Below are 24,175 nucleotides of genomic sequence, written 5' to 3' on the forward strand. Positions count from 1 at the left end.
GTTCCGGCGCGGGCGGGACGGGGGTGGCAGGATGCCGTCATGGTCGATCGCGCGCTGCGGTTCGGGACGGTCGCGGAGGCGTACGAACGGTTCCGGCCCGGGTATCCGCAAGAGCTGCTCGACCTGGTGACGGCGTATGCGGGCGGGCCGGTGCGGACCGCGCTGGAGATCGGGGCCGGCACGGGCAAGGCGACCCGGCTGTTCGCCCGGCCGGGGACGGCGGTCACCGCCACCGATCCCGACCAGGCGATGCTCGACGAGCTGCGCGGGCACGTCCCGGCGGACGTCGAGACCGTGTGCGCGGCGTTCGAGGACCTGCGGCCGGGCCGGCGCTACGGGCTGGTGTACGCGGCGGCGGCACTGCACTGGACACGGCCGGACGGCCGGTGGGCGCGGGTGGCGGCGCTGCTGGAGCCCGGTGGCGTGTTCGCCAACTGCGGCTCGCCGGCCCGGCTGGCGGACCCGGCGGTCGAGGAGGCGGTCCGGGCCGCGCGGGCGTCATTCCTGGACAGCGATGAGATCCCGTCGCCCGACGGCACGCCGGAGGGGCGCGCGATGCAGTGGCCGGGCACGGAGCTGGCGCGCTCGCCGTGGTTCACGGACGTGCGGCAGTGCGTGATCGCGCGGCGCCTGCTCATGCCCGCCGCCGACTACGTCGGGCTCCTGTCGACCGTCTCGGCCTACCTCCAGCTGCCCGCGCCGCGGCGGCAGGAGGTGTACCGCCGCATCGAGGCGGCCCTGCCCGCCACGGTCGAGCTCGCCGCCGACATCACCGTGCACCTGGCCCGCCGGCGTATTGACGCACAGGTGGACGACGTGTGAGAGGTGAACTACGTTCGGGTCATGCGGTGCGAGGTGCGGGTTGACGGCACCGTCGTCGAGGTGCTGCCGCACGGCGATCTTCTCGTCGCCGGCGCGGTCCTGCTGCGCGCGGCGGTGCTGAAGTGCCTCGCCCGGGAGCCCGGCGCGGTCCTGCTGGACCTCGGCGGCGTCACCGGCTTCGACGACCAGGCCCTGTCCGTGTTCCCGCTGCTGGTCCACGCGGCCGCCGCGTGGCCGGGGATCCGGCTGATCGCGCACTCCGCGCCCCCGGCCCTCGCCGTGCGGATGCGGGCCCGGGCGGTGGCCCGCCAGCTCGTCATGGTGGCCGACGCGGCCGCGGCCCGGGAGCACGCCGCCGCCGACGGGGGACCGGCGCGGGTGCGGCTGGTGCTGTGCGACGGCGCCGACGACCTGCCACTGGCCCGGGAGGCCGTCCGCGCGGCGTGCGTGCACGCGGGGTGGGCGGGCATCGCCGACCCGGCCGAACTGGTGGCCGCGGAGCTGGTCGCCAACGCGGTCCGGCACGCCCCCGGCCCGTGGGTCCTGTCGATCTCCAGGTCGCCGCACCACCTGCACATCGCGGTCCGCGACCACGGCGCCGAGCCGCCGGTCGTGCGCACCGGCGGGGACTGGTCCACCGGCCGCGGCATGCGGATCGTCGAGGCGCTGAGCTCCTCGTGGAGCAGCACGCCGACCCCGGACGGCAAGGTGGTGTGGGCGACGATCCGGGCGCCCGGGGCACGGCTCACGGCAGCCGCCCCCCGGTCCGTCCCGTGGCGGCACTGACGTCGGTGTGGGGGCGCCCCGGCACATCGACGCACGCGCCGCCGGCGGGCCGCGGCGCGGCTGCGCAACGCCGGCCGAAGGTGCGACACTGCATCGAACGGCCCGAACACGCCGGCAGGAGGACCACGGCATGACCATGCGGGTCTCGGTGCGGGAGAAGGACGGCTACAGCATCGTCACCCCGCACGGTGACGTGTTCGCCGACACGTTCGAGCCGCTGTACACGGCGGTGATGGCCCTCGCCGCCGGTGACCGGCCGAGGATCGTGCTGGACCTCGCCGAGGTGCGCCTGTGCGACTCCAGCGGGCTGGGCATGCTGTTCTCCGCGCACCGGCTGGTCCGCCGGCGCGAGGGCAGCCTGCGCCTGGTCGGGGTGCAGCCGAACGTCGCGATGGTCCTGCGGATCACGAACATGGACCAGCAGCTGGACGTGCGCGGCTCCGTCGAGGCGGCGACCGGCGACTGGGAGACCTGACCCGGCGGCGCGCGGTCGCCGCCGGTCGCTTCACGTGGTGGCCAGGCGCAGCAGCTGCGGGGCGAGCCACGGCGCGACCACCTGCCGCACGCCCTCCGGGGTGAGGTGCAGCCCGTCGCTGCGGACCCGCACCCCGCCGACCTTCCACGTGAACGCGCCGTCCGGGCACAGCACCCGGTTGAGGTCCAGCACCACCGGCCGGCTCGGGTGCGCGGCGGCGACCTCGGCCAGCAGCCGGTTCCACGCGTCGACGCGGTCCTGGGTGTCCTCCGGCCACAGCCCGCCGTCCGGGCGTTCCTGGCGGCGGGTGTACGGCGCGGTCAGCAGCGCGACCCGGGCGCCCCGCCCGGCGGTCAGCTCCACGGCCCGGCGCAGCTGCCCGGCGAGGTACGCGTCGTAGGCCGGCTCGCCGACGTGCGTCCAGCGGCCGTCGAGCTTGCGGTCCATCAGCTCCCATCGGTCCAGCAGCACCACCACGACGTCGGGGTCCTGCGCCGCGGTCGAGCCGCCCCACCGGTACTCCCACGTGCCGCAGTACGGGTAGTTGGTGTGCGGCGCGCCGCCGTAGCGCAGCTCCGGCAGCACCGCGATGCCGCAGCCCTGCACACCCTCGTTGTGCAGGGAGAAGCCGAAGTCGGTCTGGTCGGGCCAGTACGCGCCGAGGGTCCACGACACCGAGTCGCCGATCACCATGACCCGCGGCGGGCCCGGCCGCCGCTCGGCGCGCCGCACCGGAGGCGCCGCCCCCGATGCCGCCCCGGCCGCCGCGCCGGCCTGGGGTGGGGCCGCCGGCGCGGACGCGTCCGCGGGCGCCGCGGCGAGCACCGGCGGTGGCACGACCACCGGGGCGGGTCCGGCGAGGACCACGACGACGGCGGCCGCGGCGGTCACCGTCACCGCCAGGCCCGCGGTCCGCCGGGTCGACCAGCCGCCGGCCCGGCGGGCCCGGCCCGCCGTCCGCCGGGCCGGCCAGCCTCCCGCCCAGCGGGCCCGGCCGGCCGGAGCGGGACGGCGCAGCGGCTGCTCGACGAGGTGGAAGCTGGCCGCGGCGACCGCGACCGTGACGGCGAGCCGCAGCGCCAGCAGCCGCGGCCCCGCCAGCCCGGTACGCCCGGCGTCCAGGACCGCGAAGAGCGGCCAGTGCCACAGGTAGCCGCCGTAGGAGATCCGCCCGAGCCAGGCCAGCGGCGCCGCGCCGAGCAGCCGCGCCACCGGCGTGGCCGGGGCGGCCGCGAGCTCGGCGAGGACCGCTGCGGCGGCGACGGCGGCGAGCGCGAACCCGCCCCGGAACAGCCGCGCGTCGCCGCCGCCGGCGAAGGCCGCGAGCGTGCCGAGCACCGCCGCGCCGGCGAGCGCCGCGGCCCGCCGCGCCACCGGGTGCCGCGCCGCGACCGGCAGCGCCGCGGCGAGCGCGCACCCGGCCAGCAGCGCCGCGGCCCGGGTGTCGCTGCCGAAGTACGCCCGGCCGGGGTGCAGCGGGTCGTACAGGACGGCGGCGGCCACCGCCGACGCGGCGAACCCGGCGGCGCACACCGCGCCGATCAGCCGCCGGGGGCGCCGGGTCCGCACGGCGAGCAGGATCAGCAGCGGCCACAGCAGGTAGAACTGCTCCTCGATGGCGAGGGACCAGGTGTGCTGCAGTGGCGAGGCGGCGGCGGTCTCGGTGAAGTAGTCCCCGCCGCGGGCGATCATCCGCCAGTTCGCCCAGTACGTCAGCGCCGCGACCGCGTCGCTGCGCAACGCCCCCGGCTCCTGCTCGGGCAGCAGGTACGGCCCGGCGGCGACCACCGCGCACACGAGCACGACCAGGGCGGGCAGCAGCCGGCGCATCCGGCGCGCCCAGAAGCCGCGCAGCGGGATCCGGCCGGTCAGCTCGGCCTCGCGCAGCAGCAGCGACGTGATCAGGAACCCGGACAGCACGAAGAACAGGTCGACGCCGAGGAACCCGCCGGGCAGCCAGGCGGGCATCCCGTGCACCAGCAGCACGCCGGTGAGGGCGACGGCGCGCAGGCCGTCCAGCGGCGGCAGGTGGCGCAACGACACGAGCGGCCGCTTCCCAGCGGTCGCGGCGACAAACGTCACACCGGTATGAGGCGATCGATTCGTCCGGCCACACCCGGGGTAGGGACGGGGGCATGACGCAGCGGACGGTCTCGGACGTGCTGGTCGAGCGGCTCACGGCGTGGGGCGTCGAGCGGGTGTTCGGCTACGCGGGCGACGGCATCGACGGGGTCCTCGGGGCGCTGCGGCGGGCCGGCAGACCCGAGTTCGTGCAGGCCCGGCACGAGGAGACGGCGGCGTTCATGGCGGTCGGGCACGCCAAGTACACCGGTGGGGTCGGCGTGTGCCTGTCCACCCAGGGGCCCGGGGCGGTGCACCTGCTCAACGGCCTGTACGACGCCAAGCTCGACGGGAAACCGGTCGTGGCCATCGTCGGGCAGCAGGTGTCCACCGTGCTCGGCAGCGCCTACCAGCAGGAGATCGACCTGGTGCGGCTGTTCGGCGACGTGTGCGCCCAGTTCGTGCAGCAGGCGCACACCCCGCAGCAGGTGCCGATGCTGCTGGACCGGGCGTTCCGCACCGCCGTGGCGGCCCGCGGACCGACGTGCGTGATCCTGCCGCACGACGTGCAGGGCGCGCCCGCGCCGGACCCGGCGGCGCACGAGCACGGCGTGCTGGTCACCAGCCCCGGGCTGCGACCGGCGCGGGTCATCCCGTTCGAGGAGGACCTGCGCGCCGCCGCCGAGCTGCTCGGCGCCGGGCGGCGGGTCGCGATCCTCGTCGGCCAGGGCGGCGCCGGCGCCGCGGACGAGATCGCCGAGCTCGCCGAGCGGCTCGGCGCCGGTGTCGCCGCGTCGCTGCTGGGCAAGCCGGTCCTGGACGAGGGCCTGCCGTTCCACACCGGCGTGCTCGGGCACCTCGGCACGACGGCCAGCACCGAGCTGATGCGCGGCTGCGACACGCTGCTGCTGGTCGGCACCAACGACCCGTGGACCGAGTTCTACCCGCGGCCCGGGCAGGCCCGCGCCGTGCAGATCGACATCGACGGCCGGCGGCTCGGCGTGCGGTACCCGGTGGAGGTGCCGCTGCTCGGCGACGCCCGGCCCACCCTGCGTGCGCTGCTGGACCTGCTGCCGGCCGCCACGGACCGGTCCTGGCAGCGGCGGGTGACGGCGTGGACCCGCGAGTGGCACGAGCTCGCCGCGGCCCGCGCGGCCGCCCCGGCGGAGCCGATGAACCCGCAGCACGTGATCCGGTCGCTGTCGGCGCGGCTGCCGCACGACGCGCAGGTCTCCGTCGACGTCGGTTCGGTCGTGTACTGGTACGCCCGGCACCTGCGGCTGCCGCCCGGCGTGCCGGCCCACCTGTCCAGCACCCTGGCGTCGATGGGTTCGGCGCTGCCGTACGGGCTCGCCGCGAAGCTCGCCCGCCCGGACCGGCCGGTGATCGCGCTCGCCGGTGACGGCGCGATGCAGATGAACGGCCTGGCCGAGCTCGTCACCGTCGCCGCGCGCCGCCACGACTGGGCCGACCCGCGGTTCGTGGTGTGCGTGCTGAACAACCGTGACCTGGCCGAGGTGAGCTGGGAGCAGCGTGAGATGGAGGGTGAGCCGCGCTTCGACGCGTCACAGCGGCTGCCGGACGTGCCCTACGCTCGGTGGGCCGAGCTGCTCGGCCTGCGGGGTGTGCGGGTCAGCGGGCCGGCGGAGCTGGACGCGGCCTGGGACGCGGCGCTGTCCGCGGACGGCCCGTTCGTCATCGACGCCGTCGTGGATCCGGCGACGCCGCTGCTGCCGCCGCTGCAGGACCTCGAGAAGGTCCGGCCGATGTACGCCGGGCTGGCCGCCGAGGACACCGATCTCGCCCGGCGCGCCGCGGCGTACCTGCGACGGGAACGTGCCGGAGAAGGCTTTGACGATCCGAACTGAAGAGCAACGCCCGCTGCTGGGCGTCGAACCGGTCAGCGCCCCGACGCAGACCACCGACCAGGCCCGCCGGGAGCCCGCCTGGCGCCGGGCCGGTGCCGCGGCGGCCGGGGCGTGGCAACGGGTCCCGGCGCACTGGCGGCAGGCGCTGGTCCTGTTCGCGGTGTCCAAGGCGGTCCTCACCGCCGTCGGCGTGTTCGCGCTGCAGGCGTTCGCGAACTCGCCGGGCAGCCCGCCGCCGGACGACACGCTCATGTTCCGGGACCGGCTCGGCGTCTCCTCCCACACCTGGTACTCGATGTGGTTCGCGTGGGACTCGTTCCAGTACCGCAACCTCGCCTCGACGCCGCTGCACGAGCCGTGGGAGCACTTCGGGTTCCCGCTGCTGTACCCGATGCTGGGCAAGGCGGTCGCGGTGCCGCTCGGCGGTGACACCGCCCTGGCGCTGCTGCTCATCGCCGAGGTCGCCTACCTGGTGCTGCTGTCCTACCTGTACCGGTGGGCGCTGCTGCTGACCGGCGACCCGGCGACCGCGGCCCGGACCACCCGCTACCTGGTGCTGCTGCCGACGGCGTTCCTGTTCCACGCGGCGCTGACCGAGTCGCTGTTCGTGTGCCTGGCCGTCGCCGCGTTCTACCACGCCGAACGCCGGCAGTGGCCGCTCGTCGGGGTCCTCGGGTTCTTCCTGGCGCTGAGCCGGTCCGTCGGATTCCTGGTGGCGCTGCCGCTGGCGCTGCTCCTGCTCGGCCAGCAGGACTGGCGCACCCCCGCCCGGGCGGTGCGGGCCGCCGTGCGCACCGGCTGGCCGCTGCTGCTCTTCCCGGCCGGCTGGTGGACGTTCATGGCCGCCGCCCGCTGGCAGACCGGTGACTGGCTGGCCTACCAGCACGCGCAGCAGCGCGGCTGGCAGATCGAGCTGCAGGACCCGGTGCGCACCATCTGGATCGCGCTGATCGGCCCCGCGCCGCTGGACCGCACCCGCGTGCTGATCGCCCTGGCCGTCCTGGCCGTCGCCGTGGCCGGGCTGCGCCGCCCGGGACCCTCGTACGTGGTATTCGCCCTGGTGATGGTGCTCGCCTCGATGACGATCGGCCCGCCGGTGTACAAGAGCCTGCTGCGCTACGCGCTGGTGGCGTTCCCGCTCGCGGCCGTGCTCGCCGGCTGGGCCCGCCACCGCGGCGTGGACACTGCGCTGACGGCGGTCCTCGCGGTGATGCAGGGAGCGGTGTTCGTGCTGTGGCTGGCGTACTGGACCCACACCGTGATCTGACCGGCCGCCCGCTACGACGGGACCTCCTCCAGCCGCCGGCGCAGCATGTCGAGGGTCTGGCGCAGGATCCGGGACACGTGCATCTGGGACATGCCGATCTGCGCGGCGATCTCGTGCTGGGACAGCCCGCCGTGGAACCGCAGCGCCAGCACCCGCTGCGTGCGCTGCGGCAGCTGGGCCAGCAGGACCCGCAGCGACTCGCGGTACTCGACGAAGCTCAGCTGCGGGTCGTCGCCGCCGAGCTGGTCGAGCAGGGTCTGCTCGTCGCTGCCGCCGCTGGGCAGGTGCAGCGACACGGGCCGGAAGGACGAGTTGAGCGCGAAGGCCTCCAGGACCTCCTCGCGGGAGAGTCCGACGCGCTCGGCGATGTCCTCGGCGCTGGGCGAGCGGCCCAGCCCCGACAGCAGCTCGTCGCGGACCCGGTTGACCTCCAGCCACCGCTGCTGCAGCGACCGGGGGACCCGCACCGACCAGACCCGGTCACGGAAGTGCCGCTTGATCTCGCCGGTGATGGTGCTCGTGGCGTACGGCACGAACTCCGCACCCCGCGCGGGGTCGAACCCGTCGACCGCCTTGAGCAGCCCGATGCAGGCGACCTGCTCGATGTCGGCGGTCTGCTCGGAGGTGCGGGTGTACCGGCGGGCGATGCGCCGCGCGGCCGGCAGGCACGCGTTGACGATCTTGTCCCGCAGCCGCCGCCGGTCCGCCGGCTCCAGCGGCTCCTGGTGCAGCCGGGCCAGGTCGGCGCCGACGTCCAGCGGCCAGTGCCGCCCGGTGAGGCGGATCCCGTCCAGGTCGAAGGACTCGGCGTCCGACCCGGCGTCGCCGTCCAGGACGATCTCGTCGTACACGCCGAGGGTCTTGGCCACCCCCGTGATCTCCAGGGCGGCCAGCGCGGCGCCCCGGACGTTCGTCAGGCGCAGCTCGCCACCGTGCTCCTCGGCGCGGTGGTGCAGGTACAGCAGCACCCGCTGGGCGGCGCCGTCGATCAGCCGCACGTCGGCGGCGTCCAGCACGATGTCGCACCGGCCGCGGTCGAACAACCCGAACACGACGTGCCGCAGGTAGGGCGCGGTGGCGAGGTCGATGACGCCGCCGATCCGCAGCAGGTCCCGCCGGCCGTGCTCGACGCGGGTGATCGTGAGATCCATGCGATGCTCCCCGTTCCCCGCGGTGCGCGGCTAGTCCCCCTGGGACCCCGACGTACCCATTTGCCGGATAGCAAACACATGAATTTCGAAATTGTTCGACCTACAGCTGCCCCGACCGCAGTCCTTGCAGCGCACGGGCACGGGCGACGATGCGCTGGGCCGCGGCGACGGCCCGCTCGGCCCGCTGGATCTCCTCCTCCAGCCGCCGGTACAGCTCGGCCCAGTCCATACCTGCTCGACTTGCCCCGGCCGTGGACCTGAAACACCGGTGGCGTGATCGTCACCCGAGCTGGGTGCGCAGCACCTCGCCGGCCTTCCACGCCTGCTCGGCGGCATCGTGGTGGCGGCGGTGCGCCGCCTCGTCGCCCAGGCCGGCGGCGTGCTGCGCCAGCTCCCGCAGCACCATCGCCTTCTCCTGCAGCGCACTGACGGCTGCCCACAGCGCCGCCTCGACGTTGTCGTCCCGCGCGGCGAGCAGCGTCTGCGGCGAGTAGGAGTGCCCGACGTGGCAGGCGTAGTGGATGGCGTGACCGGTGTCGAGGCGGTACATGCCGCCGCCGCAGTCAGGGCAGCCCAGCGCCACGGGCCGGCCCGGTCGGTCGATGGTCGAACGGCCGTCGGCGAGCATCTCGGTCTCCCACAGCAGGCTGTCGGTCGGCGCCATCTGCGCCGGCGTGTCCGGGGCGTCCGACCGGCCGACGAGCTCGGCGATCGCCGGACCAAGGTCCCTGGCGGGCAGCGCCGTGGCGTCCGGCACGGCGCTGAGCGCCGCCGCCGGCATGCCGTCGAACCGGGCGTCGTCGGGCCGCTGCACCAGCGCGACCCCACCGCGCTCGACGATGCCGGACAGCCCGGCCGCCCCGTCGTCGAGGCTGCCGGACAGCACCACCCCGATGACCCGGCTGCCGCACCACCGCGCCGCCGAACGGAACAGGGTGTCCGCCGCCGGCCTGGCCCGGTTCTGCCTCGGGCCGCGACTGTGGTGCAGCAGGTCGCGCTCGCCGATGAGCAGGTGGTGGTCCGGCACCGCGGCGTAGATGCGGCCGGGCAGGGCCTGTTCCCCGTCCTTGGCGGGCGCGGCCGGCAGCCGCCCGGCCCGGGCGAGGATGCCCCCGAGCGTGCTCGGCGCGCTCGGCGACAGGTGCAGCGCCACCAGCACCGCCGCTCCCAGCTCGGCGGGCAGGCCGGCGACCAGGCGCTGGGCGGCGTCGTGACCCCCGGCCGAGCCACCGATGACCACGACGTCCCGCCGGAAGGTGTCCACACCGGGCCCGCTACCCCTACCGGGGTGAGGTCAACCGTCCTGCGGCCGGCGCCGCCCGGGAATCGACGTTTCGTGCTCAGGGCGGTGGGCAGTCGGCCGGGTGAGGGGTATCGACGAAGGAGAGAATCATGACGAGTGCATCACAGTCCCGTGCGACGACCGGCGTGGCGATGCACCGGCCGGCGATCCAGACCGTCACCGCGGCCGTCGGCGCGGTGTTCCTGCTCGTCGGGATCATGGGGTTCATCCCGGGCATCACCACCAACTTCGATGAGATGCGGTTCGCCGGGCACCAGTCCGGCGCCGAGCTGCTCGGCGTGTTCCAGGTGTCGGTGCTGCACAACATCGTGCACCTGCTGTTCGGAGCCGCGGGGCTGGCCATGGCCCGCCGGGTCGACCTGTCCCGGCTGTTCCTGATCGGCGGCGGTGCGATCTACCTGGTCCTGTGGCTGTACGGCATGGTCATCGACCACGGCAGCGCCGCCAACTTCGTGCCGGTCAACAGCGCCGACAACTGGCTGCACCTCGGCCTCGGCGTCGGCATGATGGGCCTGGGTCTGGCCCTGGCGCCGCGGGGCCCGGGCCGGGCCGGCGACGGCTACCGCGGATGACCGCCGCGGTCCGGTGCCTGGCGGGGCACCGGACCGCTCCGCGGTGCCCGGTCGTCGCAGGGCGCAGGTCGGAACGGTCATGGCGTACCTCAGCAGCAGAGACGATCGAGCAGCGGCACACGGCCAACTACCCCGCCGTCCCCGGGCCACTCAACGGGCCGGCAGCAGGTGCACGACGGTCGGCGGCGGTGCCGACAGGGCCGCGACCCGCCGGTCGAGCTCCTCGTCGGCGCCGGTCATCCGGCCGCTGTGCTGGCGCAGGTGCTCGTCCCACGACGGCACCACGTACACCTCGACCATGCGGTCGGGGAACTCGCCGGCGCGGAACACGCCCCACTGCACGGCGCCGGTGCGCATCCGGGTCCGGCGCAGCGCGTCGGCCATCGCCAGGAACGCCGGCTCGTCCTCGGCGGCGATCGTGTAGGTCACCTCGACCACGACCGGCCCGGCGAACCGGTCGGGCTCGACGGTCAGCCGCGGCTGCGGCCACGGCGTGGCCGGGTCCCGGTTCAGGTGGCGGGTGTCGATCAGCGGCCAGAGCGGGACGGTCGCGGCGCCGGCCACGGTCACCGCGGCCGCGGCGAGCAGCGCGGGCACCAGCCCGGCCCGGTTGGCGAGCAGCCCCCACGCGAACGCGCCGACCGCCTGCCCGCCGAAGAACACGCTCTGGTACGTGCCGAGCCCGCGCGCCCGCACCCAGCGCGGCAGGAACAGCTGCAGCTCCGCGTTGGCGTTGGACAGCACCGCCATCCAGCAGAAGCCGGCCGGGACGAGGGCGAGCGCCGCCACCACCGGCTCGCGCACCAGCGCGAGCAGCGTCAGCACCAGCGCGTAGGTCACGCTGGCGGCGGCCAGCAGCCAGTTGTCGCTCAGCCCGGCGCGCAGCCGCGGCAGGACCATCGCGCCGAGCACGGCGCCGGCGCCGAGCGCGGCGAGCAGCAGCCCGTAGCCGCCGGCACCCATCCCCAGCTGCCGGCTGGACACCAGCGGCAGCAGGGCCCACAGCGACACCGCGGGCAGGATGAACACGCCGATGCGCAGCAGGAACCGGCGGACCGCCCGCGAGTGCCGCACGTACCGGCCGCCGGCGCGCATCGCGGCCAGGAACGGCTCCGGCAGCGGCGCGTCCTGCGGAGGCTGGCGCCGCCACAGGACCAGCACCACCGCGAAGACGAGGAACGTCACGGCGTTGATCCCGAACACGGCCGCCACCCCGACGTGGGCGACGAGGACCCCGGCGAGCGCCGGCCCCACCGCCCGGGCGAGGTTGACACTGATCGAGCCGAGCGCGGCCGCAGCGCGGATCTCGTGCCGCGGCACCAGCTCGGGGATCACCGCCTGATATGTCGGGCTGGTCATCGCCATGCCGCAGCCGAGGGCGAACGTGAGCGTCAGCAGCAGCGCGGGGGTCGTCTGCCCCGCCACGGTCAGCCCGGTGAGCAGCACGCCGACGGCGAGCTGGAACAGCTGCACCCAGATCAGCAGCCGCCGGCGGTCCAGCGAGTCGGCCAGGACACCGGCGGGCAGCGCCAGCAGCACCACGGGCAGGGTCCCGGCCGTCTGTACCAGCGACACCAGCGCCGCCGCGTCGGGCCGGTCGACGAGCAGCCACTGCGCGCCGACGGTCTGCATCCAGGTGCCGACCTGGCTGCCGAGCACGGCCAGCCACAGCACCCGGAACACGCCGTTGCGCAGCGGGCTCCAGGTCGACGGCGCGGCGTCCACCGCCGCCGCGCTCATCGCGGCCGCCCGCTCAGCCGGCGGTCGCCGGAGGCGCCGCCCGCACGGCGGTCAGGCGCCGGCGCGCGGCGCGTCGCCGTCACCGGGGCGCGCGCCGTCGTCGCGCCGCTCGCCGGCCGGGCCCCCACCGGCCCGCTCGGTCGCGGACCGCGGGGCGTCGGCCCCCGCGGGGTGGCTGGGCTTGGCGGGTGACGACGGCGGCGCCGAACCCGGCCGGCGTGGCTGCTCTGCACTCATCGAAACCTCTCCGCGGTGAAGCCGGTCGCAGGACGAGCGCCCACTACCCCGCCGCCGTCGCGGACAATCACTTTGCTCGACCCGCCGGCCCGGCGCACCGGCCCGGATCAGCCGTTGCGGACCGGCAGCCGGACGACCATCCGGGTGCCCGCCGCCGGCGCCGGGACGTGATGGATGCTGCCGTGGTGGCGCTCCACGATGGCGCGGCTGAGGGCCAGGCCCAGGCCGGCGCCGGGGATGCGCAGGTCACGGGTGCGGGTGGAGCGGTAGAAGCGGGTGAAGATCTGCCGGTGCTCCGCGTGGGGGATGCCGACGCCGGTGTCGGTGACGGTCAGCTCGGCCACCGCCGGGTTCGGCCGGGTCAGCGTGACGGTGATGCGGCCGCCCGCGACGCTGTGCCGCACGGCGTTGTCGAGCAGGGCGGTGAGGACCTGCCGCAGGCGGCGCTCGTCGCCGGTGACGACGACCGCCGGGGCCAGGTCCGCTTCCACGGACACGCCGGTGCCGGCGGTTCCGGCGGTCATCTCGTCGAGCGCGGCCCGCACGCACGCCGTGAGGTCGACCGGGTCGGCGGCGACGGTGGCGTGCCCGCTGTCCAGCGCGGCGAGGTCGAGCAGCTCGTCGACGATCTCGCGCAGCGCGGCGCTGTTGCGGGCCATCGCGTCGAGCATGTCCCGGCCGTCGGCGGCGAACCCGGCCGCGTCCACGTCGCGCAGCAGGTCGATGTACGCGGAGATGGTGGTCAGCGGGGTGCGCAGCTCGTGCCCGACGAGCGCCAGGTACTCGTCCTTGCTGCGGGCCAGGGCGAGGGTCAGCTCCTCGGCCCGGCGGCGCTCCAGGAACTGCCCGAGGTGCCCGGCGATGCCGGACAGCAGCACCGCGACCGCGTCGGTGGGGTCCTGGACCGTGTCGGCGAACCCGGTGAGCACGGCCAGGACCTGCCCGCCCGACGGCACGGGCACGGCCACGCCGGTGCCGCCGGCCGGGCGCGCGGGGTCCGCGGGGGCGGCGGCCGGATCGGGGTCGTCGGTCCACACGGCGCTGCCCGAGTCCCAGGCCGTGCCGGCCAGGCCGGTGCCGCGGCGCAGCTGCGCCGGGCCGTCGACGAGCACGCCGGGTGCGGCGTACCGGGCGGCCACGGTCAGCAGGTCGGCGTCGGTGTCCACGAGCCACAGCTCGGCGTGCGACCAGCCGAGTGCGGTGCCCAGCGCCCGCAGCACCGTGGCGCCGGCGCGTTCGACCGTGTCGGTGGGGGAGAGGGCCTCGGCGACGCCGAGCTGCGCCTGGCGGAACCGTTCGGTCCGCCGCCGCTCGGTGACGTCGTGCACGGCGACGACCGCGCCGAGGCGATCCCCGTCCGCGCCGGTGATCGGTTGCGCGTCGACCAGGACGATCCGCGGGTGCCGTGCGGGTCGCGGGACGGTGACCTCGATGCCCCGCAGGTGCTCACCGGCGAGGGCCCGCAGCAGCGGCACCGCGTCCGCCGCCGCGGTGTGCGCGGGGCGGTCCGGGTCGGTGGTGCCGGGCCAGGCGCGCAGGTCCGGGTCGTCGGGCAGCCCGCCGGCCAGTTCCCGGATGGCCTGGTTGGCGAAGGCGAGCCGACCCTCCGCGTCGCAGGCGGCGACGCCGGACGGCAGGTGCTCCAGCACCGTGTCGAGGAACCGGCGCTGCCGCTCCGCCTCCCGCCGCGCCTGCTGCTCGGCGACCCTGGCCTGCTGTTCGGCGACGAACGCCGTGCACGCCTGGGCGCCCTCGTCGACCCCGGCCAGCTGCGCGGCCGACCACGAGCGGGGCTCGCCGTCCATCACCGCGCACACGCCGACGATCTCGCCGGCCGGGTCGCGGATCGGGAAGCCGGCGTACGCGCGGATGCCCACCCGCCGCACCGGCGCGTCCGGCGGCACCCGCCGGTCGCTCCGCACGTCGTTGACGATCAGCGGATGCCCGTGGCCGATCACCCAACCGGCGAGCGTGGAGCGTGCCGGCGCGCGGCGGATCGCCTGGAGGCCCTCCGGCAGGCCGGAGCCGCCGGCGACGTACAGCGTGGCGCCGGCCGCGAGATGGATCGTCGCGGTCCGGGCACCCGCGGCGCGGGCCGTCACCGCGGCGAGCTTGTCCGCGGCGTCCTGCCACAGGCCGCCGGCGGTGAGCTCGAGCTCGGCGAGCGGCTCGCCGCGCACCACGGGTCGCGCCGGGTCGTCCTCGGCCAGCTGCGGTGTCCGCTCGCCCATGCACGCTCCCTCGACCGCCCTCGCCCCACTATAAGGGCGTAAAGGCGAAAAAGCGGGCGAGACGGTCAGGTCACCGGCGCCTGCCACGGCCGCCGAGCCGCCGGACCACCGCCCCGGTCAGCGCCCCGGTCAGCGCCCCGGTCAGCGCCACGGCCCCGAGCGCGGCGACCGCACCGGCCGGACGCGGCAGCCGCTGCCGCCCCCAGCTGCCGTGCACGGTGTGCGTCGAGGCCGGCAGCGGCGCCAGCACGTTGCCCGGGGTCGGCGCTACCGGCTCGCGGGACAGCCCGCCGGCGCGCATCAGCGGCCCCACGAGCAGGTCGTACAGGCCCGGCAGCGCGGTGAACGCGACCCGGGTGACCAGGTCCGCGGCGCCGACCGTGAGCATCGCCCGCGGCCGGCGGGCGCAGCGCAGGATCGCGCGGGCGACCTTCTCCGGCGGGTCCACCGGCGGCGGCGGGCGCCCGACCCGCCCGGCGAAGTTCGCGGCGTTGCGGTAGATCGGTGTGTTGACCGCCCCGGGCGCGACCAGGCACACGTGGATGCCGGGCGCGTCGCGGGTCTCCTGCCGCAACGACCGGACCAGCCCCTTGAGCCCCCACTTGCTCGCCACGTAGGCGCTCATGTACGGCGCGACGATGCTGCCCAGCAGCGAGCCGGCGAGGATCAGCACCCCTCCCCGCTGCGCCCGGAACCGGGCCAGGGCCACCCGGGCGACCGCGGCGGCGCCGAGCAGGTCGGTATGGACCACCCGGTCGAAGATGCCGGCCGGGACGTCCTCGAACCGGCCGTAGACCATGACCGCCGCCGTGTGCACCCACACGTCGACGCCGCCGAACTCCGCCACGGCGGCCGCGGCGACCTCGTCCAGGGTCTCCGGCCGGGTCACGTCGGCGGTGACGACCCGCACCGGCGCGCCCGCCGCCCGGCACTGCGCGGCGACCGCGTCCAGGGCCGGCCGGGACCGCGCCGCGAGCACCAGGCGGTCCCCGGCCTCGGCGAACGCCCGCGCCGCCGCGAGACCGACGCCGCTGGACGCGCCGGTGATGACGACGGTCCGCGGCCGCCCGATGTGATCACCCACGCTGCCCGGTTACCCGGGCGGGACGGCCCTACCCAAATCGACGCAGCGGCGTGGCGCCGCCCCTCGGCGGCGCCACGCCGGGCGGCTCACCGGACCGGTTGGATGCCGGTGCCGAGCTGCTGGTCGCCGACGTTCTTGCGCGGGGCGAACGTCGCCTTCGGCGTATTCAGGGCGGTCAGCGTCTCGTCGAGGAAGTCGCGCCAGATCATGCCCGGCAGGGTGCCGCCGAGGATCTTCGCGCCGGCGCGGTCGACGATCTTCCGCTCCTCGGCCTTGTTGCCGACCCAGACCGCGACGGCCAGCCCGTTGTTGCGGCCGGCGGGGTCGCTGGCGGTGTAGCCGACCATCCAGGCGTGGGCGTTGTCGGTGGTCGGCCCGAGCTGCCACGACCCGGCGATGCCGGCGACCTGGCGGCCGTCGCGCAGTTGCAGCCCGTAGTGCTGCGGCACGCCCTGCAGGACGGCGGTGAGGTCGTCGGCCATCGGCTCGGTGAAGCCCGGGATCCGGGCCGGCTTGACCGCCGCGGTGTAGGTCTTCCTGCCGTCCTGCCAGACCTCCTGCAGGAAGTGCGTCCTGGCCGCGACGCCCCGCGCGGCGAACGTGGCCATGCCGGCGGCCTGGTCCAGCACGGTCACCGGGTACTGGCCGAGGGCGACCTCCGTGTTGAAGAACTTCGGGAAGACGGCCTTGCCGTCATTCTTGGTCAGGTCGACCTTCATCTGCCGCTGGTCGACGTTCGCCCACAGCTGCGTGATGCCCGCCGCGCGCGCCGTGTCGATCACCTGGCCGGGGCCGACCTTCTCGGCGAGGCCGAAGAACGGCGTGCGCAGCGCCATGACCGTCGACTCCTCCAGGGTGCACCAGGTGGGCGACCCCGACGCGCAGGCCGGCGAGCCCTCGCTGTTCTCGCCGGCGTTGCGCACCGCGTTGTTGTTCCGGCCGGTGCGGCCGCTGGCCGGGAAGTCCTGCGGCGACGAGCCGTTCCAGTACGAGCCGGTCGTGTACCCCTGCTTCAGGCCGGCGGCGAGCGTGTACGCGTGGAACGTGGCGCCCGCCGGGTGCCCGCCGCAGCACGAGTCCTGCCCGTCGCTGAGCACGGGGTCGGCGTAGAAGCCGGCGTAGTCGCCGCCGTAGCCGGTGTCGCCGCCGTAGTAGGCCTTGACCGCGCCGGTGCCGGGCTCGACCGCGACGAGGGCCGCCTGCAGGTTGGTGGGCTGGTCGCTCATGTTCGACCCGGCGGTGCGGCTCGCCTCGCGCACCGCGATCTGCTGCGCCTTCTGGTCGATCGTGGTGACGATCTTCAACCCGCCGTCGCGGAGGCGGTCGAAGTGCTTCCGGCCGTCCGGGGCGGTGTCCTCGTACAGCAGCCGCCCGGTCTTCGGGTCGGTCAGCGCGGCGACCTCGCCGAGCACGTGGTGCACGATCAGCCCTTCGGGCCGGTCCATGCCGGAGCTGCCGAGCAGGGTGACCGAGTTCGCCCGCGCCTCGGCGGCGGTGAGGACCTTCGCCGGGTAGGCCGTCTTCACGTCGGCCTCGGCCGGCGCCACGAAGTTGAGCTTGGTCAGCTGCCGCTTGACCTGGTCGAAGCGCGCCCGGGCCCGCTGCGGGTCCACCGTCGGGTCGAACGGGCTGCCCTTGCCGTCGGTGCCCTCCGGCTGGTCGATCAGCCCGGCCAGCACCATGCCCTCGGCGAGCGTGAGGTCCTTGGCGGGTTTGCCGAAGTACGCCTGCGCCGCGGCCTGGATGCCGTAGGCGCCCCGGCCGAAGTAGACGATGTTGAGGTACATCGCCAGGATCTGGTCCTTGCTGTACTGCTCGTTGAGCTTGGTGGCGATGACCGACTCGCGCAGCTTGCGCGCGTACGACCCGCCCTCCAGGTCCGCCCACTGCCGCGCGTACTGCTGGCTGATCGTCGAGGCGCCGCGGTCGCCGTCACCGGCGAGGTGGTTCCACGCCGCGCCGGCCGCGTCGCCGTAGTCGACGCCGCTGTTGCTGTAGAACGTCTCGTCCTGGGCCGCGACGACCGCGTGCTGCACGTCGACCGGGATGTCCTGGATGGGGACCACGGTGCGGTTCGTGTCGCCGACGCGCGCCATGGGCGTCGCGCCGTCGGCGTAGTAGATCGTCGTCGTCTGCCGCAGGTCGACGTCCTCGGGCAGCGCGACGCTGTCGTAGTAGTACGTGCCGCCGGCGCAGCCGAGCCCGGCGAGGACGGTGAGCACCAGCAGCGTGACGAGCAGCCGCCTGCGCCAGCGCGACCGCCGCTTCCCGGCCGGTGGCGCGGCGCTGCCGGCGGCGCCGGCGCCCGCCGCGGCGGAGTCGGCCTTGCCGTCCGCCGCAAGGTCGATCACGGACGGCGACGCGCCGGTCGTGTCCTGCGGCGTGTCGTCCGCGGCTGGCGGCGGGGTGGAAGGGCTGGTCCGGTCGTTGTCGTCGTCCACGTGCCCACCCCGTCGTCGCGCCGGTCGTCTGATCGATCGCCACGGATAGTACAAAAGTGCCCGGGCTTCGGCTGCCCCACGGCGCCGGCACCCGGCCGGCAACCGGCGTTCACCCGGCCGCGCGTCAAGGCGGCGCCGGGAGTGCCGATAGGTGGTCCATGACCAACCGCGGCCGACGGCGTTCCTCCCGATTCCTGGCACTGCTGATGCTGGCGGTGCAGGGGGCGATGCTCGCCCTCGGCGTCGAGCCGGCCCACGCGGCGGGGCCCGGCGCGGTCGTCACCGACGCCGGGTGCGTCACCACGCTCGCCGCGCGCACCGACGACGGATCATCGGGTCCGGTGCCGCTCGGCTTCCCGGTCAACTTCTTCGGCACGACGTACAGCAGCATGTACGTCAACAACAACGGCGACGTCACGTTCGGCAGCCCGTACACCGGCTTCTCCGGCCTCAACCTGGCCGCGTTCGGCAGCCCGATCATCGCGGTCGCGTTCTTCGACGTCGACACCCGCGCGGCGGGCACGTCACCGGTGTCCTACGGCCCGGTCACCTACGGCGGGCGGCCCGCGTACTGCGTCAACTGGGTCGACGTCGGCTACTACAACAACGGCGCCGACCGGCTCAACAGCTCGCAGCTCATCCTCGTGGACCGCGCCGACACCGGCGCCGGCAACTTCGACATCGTCATGAACTACGACCGGCTGGCGTACGAGCCGGCCGGCGGGCTGACCGTCGGCTACTCCAACGGCACCTTCACCTACGTGTACCCGGGCTCCGGCGCCGCCGGGGCGCTCGTCGACGCCAACACCGCCACCGGCCTGGTGCACAACTCCGGCGGCAGCGGCCACGCGGGCCGGTACGTGCACCAGGTCCGCGGCGGCCAGCCGAGCCCGCCCGGCGCGCAGACCATCGACTTCCCCGCGCCCGGCGACGTCACGTACGGCGCCGCGCCGTTCACCGTCGCCGCCACCGCCAGCTCGGGCCTGCCGGTCACGCTCACCGCGTCCGGGGCGTGCACCGTGTCCGGCGCGACGGTGACCGTCACCACCGCCGGCGCCTGCACCCTGACCGCGAGCCAGGCCGGCGACGGCACGTACACCGCGGCCGCACCGGTGACCCGGACGCTGCAGGTGGCCAAGGCGCCGGTGGCCGTCTCCCTCGCCGGGCTCGCCCAGACCTACGACGGCACCGGCCGCCCGGTCACCGCGACCGCCGCCCCGGACCCCGGCTCCGGCACGATGACCGTCACCTACGACGGCTCGGCGACGCCGCCGGTCCACGCCGGCACCTACGCGGTGCAGGCCACGTACACCTCCGCGACGCATGCCGGCACCGCGTCGGGCACCCTCGTCGTCGGCCGGGCCGCGCAGACCGTCACGTTCCCGGAGCTGGCCGGCCGCAGGTTCGGCGGCGACCCCGTCCACCTCGCCGCGTCCAGCGACGCCGGGCTGCCCGTCGGCTACGAGGCCGGCGGCCCGTGCACCGTCGACGGGGTCACGCTGCACGTCACCGGCGTCGGCCAGTGCACCGTCACCGCCACCCAGGCCGGCGACGCCGACCATGCCGCCGCCGCGCCCGCCACCCGGTCCTTCGCCGTGGCCAAGGGCGTCGCCACGATCACCCTCGGCGGCCTGTCGCAGGTGTACAGCGGTGCCCCGCGCCCCGCCACGGCGAGCGCCGAACCGGCCGGCGCCGGCACCGTCCACGTCACGTACGACGGGTCCGCCACGCCGCCGGTCGCGGCCGGCACCTACCGGGTCGTCGCCACCGTCGACGGCCCGCGCTACCAGGGCACGCTCACCGCCACCCTCACCGTCGCCAGGGCCGCCCAGGAGGTCGCGTTCGCCGACCTGTCCGCCGCGACGTTCGGCGACGCGCCGCGCCCCCTGCACGCCGAGGCCACGTCCGGCCTGCCGGTCCGGTTCACCGGCACCGGCAGCTGCGAGGTGCGCTCGGGCACCCTCGCGTACGTCCGCGGCGGCGAGTGCGTCGTCACCGCGCACCAGGACGGTGACGGCGACCGGCTCGCCGCGCCCGCCGTGACGCGCTCCGTCGAGGTCGCCCGGGCGGTCCAGGCCGTGACGCTCAGCGCGCCGGCCCGGCTCACCGTCGGCGGCGCCGCGGCCGCCGTCACCGCCACCTCCAGCGCCGGCCTGCCGGTGCGGCTCACCGCCGCCGGCCCCTGCGAGCTGCGCACCGCCGCCGGCGGCGGCGTCCTCGCCGCGGCGCACGCCGGCACCTGCACCGTCACCGCCGCGCAGCCCGGCGACGACGGCCACCTGCCGGCGACCGCGGCCACCGCCACCACCCGTGTCGAGCGCGGCACCGCGACCCTGCACGTGCGCGGCCTGGCGCAGGTCGCCGACGGCGGGCCGCACCCGGCGCTGGTGCACACCACCCCGGCCGGGCTGGCCGGCACCTCCGTCACCTACGACGCGCTCGGCCAGGCGCCGAGGGCCGCCGGCACGTACCGGGTCGTCGCCACCCTCGACAACCCCGACTGGGTCGCGGCGCCGGTCGTCGCGCGGCTCACCGTGGCCCAGCCGGCCGCCGTGCCGGTGCGGGACCCGGCGACCGGGGCGCGCCCGGCGCTCACCCCGAGCCAGGCCCTGTCCACCCTCGGCGGCGCGCCCGACCAGGTCACCGTCACGCCCGCCGCCGGCGGCGGCGTCACGCTCACCGGCGCCGGGTTCACCGCCGCGGTCGCCGCGATCGGTCCCGGCGGCACCCGGCAGGCGGCCGGCGCGGACGGCCGGCTCGTCGTGGACCGCAAGCACCAGGTGTCGGTGTCGATGACCGGTTTCGCCGTGAAGACCCGCGCCGACGTGTGGCTGTTCTCCGACCCGGTCCTCATCGGGCAGGTGACCACCGACGCGCACGGCGCCGTCGAGGCCCGCCTGCCGGTGCCCGCGTCACTGCCGACCGGCCAGCACGCGCTGCAGGTCAACGGGGTCACCGCCGACGGCACCCAGCGCTCCCTGAGCGTCGGGCTGCTCCTCGTCGACGACCCGGCGACCACCCCGACCACCCCGACTGCCGCGGTGCCGGCCGGCGGCGGTACGCGCCCGCCGGTCGCGGCACCGGACCTGTCCGGCGGCGGCGACGTGCTCGCCCAGTTCCCGGCGTACCTGCCGGCGGCGCACGCCGACGCGGTCGTCACCACCGCCGTCGCCGGTTTCACGCTGCTCGCGATCACCGCCGGTGCCGGCAGCGTCGCCGTCGCCGGCACGGCCACCGGTGCCCGGACCGGCTCCCGCGGCGGCGGTGAGCGGCGCAAGGCGGGCAAGATCGCGTCCGGCTCCGCGAAGCACTTCAAGGAGCAGTGGGACGGCGCCGGTCGCGGCGACCGGTCGTTCACCTGGCGGCTGCTGCCGACCGGCTGGCTCGACCGGCACAGCCTCGCCCTGCCGCCGCGGGTCGCGCCGAAGTCGCCGCTGCTCGCGCGGATCCTCACCGACGGCTCGTACCTGCGGGCGATGCTCGGCGCCGGCTGGTGGGCGGTGCCGGCCGCCGGCGCGGCCCTCGGCGCGGCCGCCGCCGTGCACGGCCACGGCTCGCCGCTGCCGTCCGCCGGGTTCATGCTCGCGCTGGTGGTGCTCGGCATCCTCGACGCGTTCGCCGGGCTCGCCGCCGCCGTCGCGTTCGGCGCGATCGTCGTGGCCGCCGGTGGTGTCTCCACCACCGACACGCTGCGGCTGCTGCTCGGCGTGTGCGCCCTGTGGTTCGCGATCGCGCTGCTCGCCGGCGTCGTGCGGCCGTTCCGGCGGCCGCCGCCGCGGCGCGGCCTGGACTGGTGGACGCGCGGCGGTGACGTGCTCATCGCCTCGCTGATGGGCGGTTGGGCGGTGCAGAAGGGCATCGGCGCGCTCAACGGCCTCGCCGGTCACGAGCTGCCGATCCAGGGCGCGGCGGGCCCGATCGCGCTGGCCGCGGTCGCCGCGATCGCCGGCCGGATCGCGCTGGAGAGCGCCGCCGGGTGGGCGTACCCGGCACGGCTCGGTGCCGTGCGCCCGGAGAAGCTGCCGAAGCCGGGCAAGGCGCAGCGGCTCGCCGCGATCGGGCTGCGCACCGTGCTGTTCGTGTTCGTGGCGGTCGCGTTCCTCGGCACGCCGTGGCAGCTGTGGGTCGGTGCGCTGCTGTTCCTCGTGCCGCAGGTGCTCAGCGTGTACGAGGACGCGTTCCCGAACGCGCCGAAGCTGTTCCGGTTCCTGCCGAAACGCATCGTGAAGACGGTCTTCATGATGCTCGTCGGCACCCTGTCCGGGCTGGCCCTGGCGTGGCTGCTGGACGACCCCGCGGCGCGGATCCTCAACGGCTTCGTGCTGCTGTCGCTGCCCGGCCTGGTGTTCTCGGTCATCGAGCTGTTCGGCCGGGAGGGCGACGAGCGCGAACAGACCTGGCGGCGCGAGCTGGCCGGCGGCGCGGTCGTGGCGGTCGGCATCGCCGCGGCGTTCGGCGTCTTCTCCTGACGGTCACGGCGCGGGCGGATGGCTCCGGGTCGCCAGCCAGACCGCCGCGGTGACGAGCTTCGCCACGGCGGTCAGGGTGGCGGGCTCGACGCGGTCGGGTGTGTCCGCCGGGCTGTGGTAGCCGGCCATCCCGGCGCCGATGCCGACCGCGGCCAGCCCGGCGGCGGCGTACCGGCGGTTGTCCGAGGCGACCGGCCCCGCGGTCAGCGGCAGCCCGGTGTACCGGCCGGCCTGGTCGAGCGCGGCGAGCAGCGCGTGCGCGGGCCCGCCCGCCTCGACGGCGGCGGCCCGGTGCAGGTCGCCGGCGCCGTCGACGTTGACGACCAGCGGCGCCGCCCCGGCCCGCCGCAGCTGGGCGGCGTGGTGGGCGGAGCCGAGCGCGCCGGCCTCCTCGGCGTCGAGCAGCGCGACCGACAGCCGCACCTGTCGGGGGACCAGCGTCGTGAGGACCCGGGCCGCCTCGAGGACGACGGCGACGCCGCTGCCGTTGTCCGCGGCGGCCGGCTGCCGCAGGCCCGGGTGGTCGCCGACGCCGTCGTAGTGCGCGGTCAGCAGCACCTGCGGGCCGGCGCCGGCCGGCCAGGCGCCGTGCAGGTTGGCGGCGGGCACGTCGAGGCGGCGGATCGGGGTGTTCCCGGCCAGCCAGCCGTCGCCCGCCGCGGCGGCCGCGTGCAGCGCGGCGTGGGTGGCCGTGTCGAGGGTGAGGATCGGCAGCGGGCCGGGGTTCGGCCCGGCGAGCATCGTGAAGTGCCAGCCGTCGGCGTCCACCCCGCGCCCGATCAGCAGCCCGAGGGCGCCGTGGGCGTGTCCGTACGCGTCGAACAGCGTCATGCCGGCCGGCACGACCAACCACCGGCCGCCCGGATCCCCGGCGCCGGCGACCGCGAGCCCGCCGCGCCGGACGAGGGGCTGGTCGGCGGAGGCGAGGTGGACCGCGACGTCCCGGCCGAACGCGAGCCGCCGGACCGTGTCGCCGTCGAGCCACCGCACGTCCGGCGCGGCGTACACCTCGGGGACGAACCGGACCTCGAACGGCTCCACGGTCACGGTCGCGCCGAGGTCGGCGAGGTGCCTGGAGAGCCAGCCGCGGGCCGCGGCGCCGCCGGCCGAGCCGACCCGGCGACCGGCGAACGCCTCGGCGGCGAGGGTGGCGACGGTGGCGGCCATCCGCTCGCCGGAGACCGCGGCGGGCAGCGCGGCGAGCACCGCCGCGTCGGTCGCGGGTGGCCGGCCGGCGGCGGTGCTCATCCGCAGCAGCCCGCGCCGGACGCGACCGCCTCGGCCTTCGCCGACGTGCCGCAGCAGGCGCCGGCCCGCGCCGCCTCGGCCATGGTGCCGCAACAGGGCGCTGCCGCGTCGGGGCCGTCGACCGCCGGCAAGGTCAGGGTGGCCTGGGGCGGGTTGCCGCAGCAGCCGCCGGTGCCGGCCACGTCGAGGGCGGCGGCCGGGTCGCCGGAGAAACCGCCCGGGGTGTGGTCGCTGGTCATGGTTGAGCTCCTTCGCGTATCGGCCATTGTCCGGCACGGACTGTCTTGACGTCCGTCGAATCAAACGGTTGCACGCTGATTCGAGATCTGTCAACCTAGAGGCATGTCGAAACAGGCGCTGACGCTCACGGACCTCACCGCGGACGCGGCGTGCTGCCCGCCGATCGCGCGGCACCGGCTG

General features: G+C 75.9%; 18 protein-coding genes. 7 read left to right on the forward strand and 11 right to left on the reverse strand.

Translation table 11 applies throughout. The annotated features are described in order from the left end of the window. Positions 1–39 precede the first annotated feature (39 nt). From OP18_RS18410 to OP18_RS18420, 3 genes are all read left to right on the forward strand, one after another. A complete protein-coding gene (locus OP18_RS18410) occupies positions 40–822 on the forward strand; it encodes a class I SAM-dependent methyltransferase (RefSeq protein ID WP_033360138.1) in 783 nt (260 codons plus the stop codon). A gap of 3 nt (positions 823–825) precedes the next feature. After that, positions 826–1,608 carry an ATP-binding protein gene (locus OP18_RS52680; RefSeq protein ID WP_052386912.1) on the forward strand — a complete coding sequence of 261 codons (783 nt, stop codon included), beginning with the start codon at positions 826–828 and terminating at the stop codon, positions 1,606–1,608. 130 nt (positions 1,609–1,738) lie between these two features. Beyond that, positions 1,739–2,083, forward strand: coding sequence for an STAS domain-containing protein (locus tag OP18_RS18420; protein WP_052386913.1), 345 nt, complete (start codon positions 1,739–1,741; stop codon positions 2,081–2,083). Positions 2,084–2,113: 30 nt separating this feature from the next. On the opposite strand, the gene OP18_RS18425 is transcribed toward OP18_RS18420, so the two are convergent. Continuing rightward, positions 2,114–4,165 carry an acyltransferase family protein gene (locus OP18_RS18425; protein WP_033360139.1) on the reverse strand — a complete coding sequence of 684 codons (2,052 nt, stop codon included), beginning with the start codon at positions 4,163–4,165 and terminating at the stop codon, positions 2,114–2,116. Positions 4,166–4,218: 53 nt separating this feature from the next. Between OP18_RS18425 and OP18_RS18430 the strand changes: the two genes are divergently transcribed. Together OP18_RS18430 and OP18_RS18435 are read left to right on the forward strand one after the other, a co-directional pair. Continuing rightward, positions 4,219–6,012 carry a thiamine pyrophosphate-requiring protein gene (locus OP18_RS18430; RefSeq protein WP_033360140.1) on the forward strand — a complete coding sequence of 598 codons (1,794 nt, stop codon included), beginning with the start codon at positions 4,219–4,221 and terminating at the stop codon, positions 6,010–6,012. Further along, positions 5,996–7,279 (forward strand): hypothetical protein, encoded by a 1,284-nt coding sequence (locus tag OP18_RS18435; RefSeq protein WP_081970862.1) that lies wholly within the window; start codon positions 5,996–5,998, stop codon positions 7,277–7,279. The genes OP18_RS18430 and OP18_RS18435 overlap by 17 nt, the downstream gene beginning before the upstream one ends. Before the next feature lie 11 nt (positions 7,280–7,290). Here the strand turns inward: OP18_RS18435 and OP18_RS52685 are convergent, their stop codons facing one another. The 3 genes from OP18_RS52685 to OP18_RS18445 all read right to left on the reverse strand — a co-directional run bounded on the left by OP18_RS52685 (position 7,291) and on the right by OP18_RS18445 (position 9,694). Beyond that, positions 7,291–8,430, reverse strand: a complete 1,140-nt coding sequence (locus OP18_RS52685) for a SigB/SigF/SigG family RNA polymerase sigma factor (RefSeq protein ID WP_052386914.1) — start codon at positions 8,428–8,430, stop codon at positions 7,291–7,293. 100 nt (positions 8,431–8,530) lie between these two features. After that, the gene (locus OP18_RS61870; RefSeq protein ID WP_260710380.1) at positions 8,531–8,659 is read right to left on the reverse strand and encodes a hypothetical protein; all 129 of its coding nucleotides are present in this window, start codon (positions 8,657–8,659) and stop codon (positions 8,531–8,533) included. Positions 8,660–8,710: 51 nt separating this feature from the next. Beyond that, a complete protein-coding gene (locus tag OP18_RS18445) occupies positions 8,711–9,694 on the reverse strand; it encodes a chemotaxis protein CheB (RefSeq protein ID WP_033360141.1) in 984 nt (327 codons plus the stop codon). 128 nt (positions 9,695–9,822) lie between these two features. Here OP18_RS18445 and OP18_RS18450 point away from each other — a divergent pair, with 128 nt between their 5' ends. After that, positions 9,823–10,305 carry a DUF4383 domain-containing protein gene (locus OP18_RS18450; RefSeq protein WP_081970863.1) on the forward strand — a complete coding sequence of 161 codons (483 nt, stop codon included), beginning with the start codon at positions 9,823–9,825 and terminating at the stop codon, positions 10,303–10,305. A 150-nt stretch (positions 10,306–10,455) separates the two neighbouring features. On the opposite strand, the gene OP18_RS18455 is transcribed toward OP18_RS18450, so the two are convergent. The 5 genes from OP18_RS18455 to OP18_RS18475 all read right to left on the reverse strand — a co-directional run bounded on the left by OP18_RS18455 (position 10,456) and on the right by OP18_RS18475 (position 18,038). After that, complete coding sequence (locus tag OP18_RS18455; RefSeq protein ID WP_033360142.1) at positions 10,456–12,045, reverse strand: MFS transporter; 1,590 nt, start codon at positions 12,043–12,045, stop codon at positions 10,456–10,458. Positions 12,046–12,096: 51 nt separating this feature from the next. After that, entirely contained in the window at positions 12,097–12,282 is a 186-nt protein-coding gene (locus OP18_RS18460; protein ID WP_033360143.1) for a hypothetical protein, read from the reverse strand. Positions 12,283–12,389: 107 nt separating this feature from the next. After that, a complete protein-coding gene (locus OP18_RS18465; protein ID WP_033360144.1) occupies positions 12,390–14,513 on the reverse strand; it encodes an ATP-binding protein in 2,124 nt (707 codons plus the stop codon). Positions 14,514–14,583: 70 nt separating this feature from the next. Continuing rightward, on the reverse strand, positions 14,584–15,597 hold the full coding sequence (locus OP18_RS18470) for an SDR family NAD(P)-dependent oxidoreductase (protein WP_245635428.1): 1,014 nt from the start codon (positions 15,595–15,597) through the stop codon (positions 14,584–14,586). 86 nt (positions 15,598–15,683) lie between these two features. Next, on the reverse strand, positions 15,684–18,038 hold the full coding sequence (locus OP18_RS18475) for a transglycosylase domain-containing protein (RefSeq protein WP_052386915.1): 2,355 nt from the start codon (positions 18,036–18,038) through the stop codon (positions 15,684–15,686). A gap of 158 nt (positions 18,039–18,196) precedes the next feature. Between OP18_RS18475 and OP18_RS52690 the strand changes: the two genes are divergently transcribed. Next, positions 18,197–22,507, forward strand: a complete 4,311-nt coding sequence (locus OP18_RS52690; protein WP_156089605.1) for an MBG domain-containing protein — start codon at positions 18,197–18,199, stop codon at positions 22,505–22,507. Between the two features lie 3 nt (positions 22,508–22,510). Here OP18_RS52690 and OP18_RS18485 read toward each other — a convergent pair whose 3' ends face one another. Together OP18_RS18485 and OP18_RS18490 are read right to left on the reverse strand one after the other, a co-directional pair. Then, on the reverse strand, positions 22,511–23,755 hold the full coding sequence (locus tag OP18_RS18485; RefSeq protein WP_245635429.1) for a M28 family metallopeptidase: 1,245 nt from the start codon (positions 23,753–23,755) through the stop codon (positions 22,511–22,513). Next, the gene (locus OP18_RS18490) at positions 23,752–23,994 is read right to left on the reverse strand and encodes a hypothetical protein (RefSeq protein WP_033360145.1); all 243 of its coding nucleotides are present in this window, start codon (positions 23,992–23,994) and stop codon (positions 23,752–23,754) included. The genes OP18_RS18485 and OP18_RS18490 overlap by 4 nt, the downstream gene beginning before the upstream one ends. Positions 23,995–24,175: the final 181 nt, after the last annotated feature.

Source organism: Dactylosporangium aurantiacum, assembly GCF_000716715.1.
Taxonomy (GTDB): Bacteria; Actinomycetota; Actinomycetes; order Mycobacteriales; family Micromonosporaceae; genus Dactylosporangium; species Dactylosporangium aurantiacum.

Excerpts from the sequence above, each read along its gene's own strand:
- OP18_RS18410 (WP_033360138.1), top strand. The coding sequence starts at position 40 with ATGGTCGATCGCGCGCTGCGGTTCGGGACGGTCGCGGAGGCGTACGAA.
- OP18_RS18420 (WP_052386913.1), top strand. The coding sequence starts at position 1,739 with ATGACCATGCGGGTCTCGGTGCGGGAGAAGGACGGCTACAGCATCGTC.
- OP18_RS18430 (WP_033360140.1), top strand. The coding sequence starts at position 4,219 with ATGACGCAGCGGACGGTCTCGGACGTGCTGGTCGAGCGGCTCACGGCG.
- OP18_RS52685 (WP_052386914.1), bottom strand. The coding sequence starts at position 8,430 with ATGGATCTCACGATCACCCGCGTCGAGCACGGCCGGCGGGACCTGCTG.
- OP18_RS61870 (WP_260710380.1), bottom strand. The coding sequence starts at position 8,659 with ATGGACTGGGCCGAGCTGTACCGGCGGCTGGAGGAGGAGATCCAGCGG.
- OP18_RS18450 (WP_081970863.1), top strand. The coding sequence starts at position 9,823 with ATGACGAGTGCATCACAGTCCCGTGCGACGACCGGCGTGGCGATGCAC.
- OP18_RS18455 (WP_033360142.1), bottom strand. The coding sequence starts at position 12,045 with ATGAGCGCGGCGGCGGTGGACGCCGCGCCGTCGACCTGGAGCCCGCTG.
- OP18_RS18460 (WP_033360143.1), bottom strand. The coding sequence starts at position 12,282 with ATGAGTGCAGAGCAGCCACGCCGGCCGGGTTCGGCGCCGCCGTCGTCA.
- OP18_RS18465 (WP_033360144.1), bottom strand. The coding sequence starts at position 14,513 with ATGGGCGAGCGGACACCGCAGCTGGCCGAGGACGACCCGGCGCGACCC.
- OP18_RS52690 (WP_156089605.1), top strand. The coding sequence starts at position 18,197 with ATGACCAACCGCGGCCGACGGCGTTCCTCCCGATTCCTGGCACTGCTG.
- OP18_RS18485 (WP_245635429.1), bottom strand. The coding sequence starts at position 23,755 with ATGAGCACCGCCGCCGGCCGGCCACCCGCGACCGACGCGGCGGTGCTC.
- OP18_RS18490 (WP_033360145.1), bottom strand. The coding sequence starts at position 23,994 with ATGACCAGCGACCACACCCCGGGCGGTTTCTCCGGCGACCCGGCCGCC.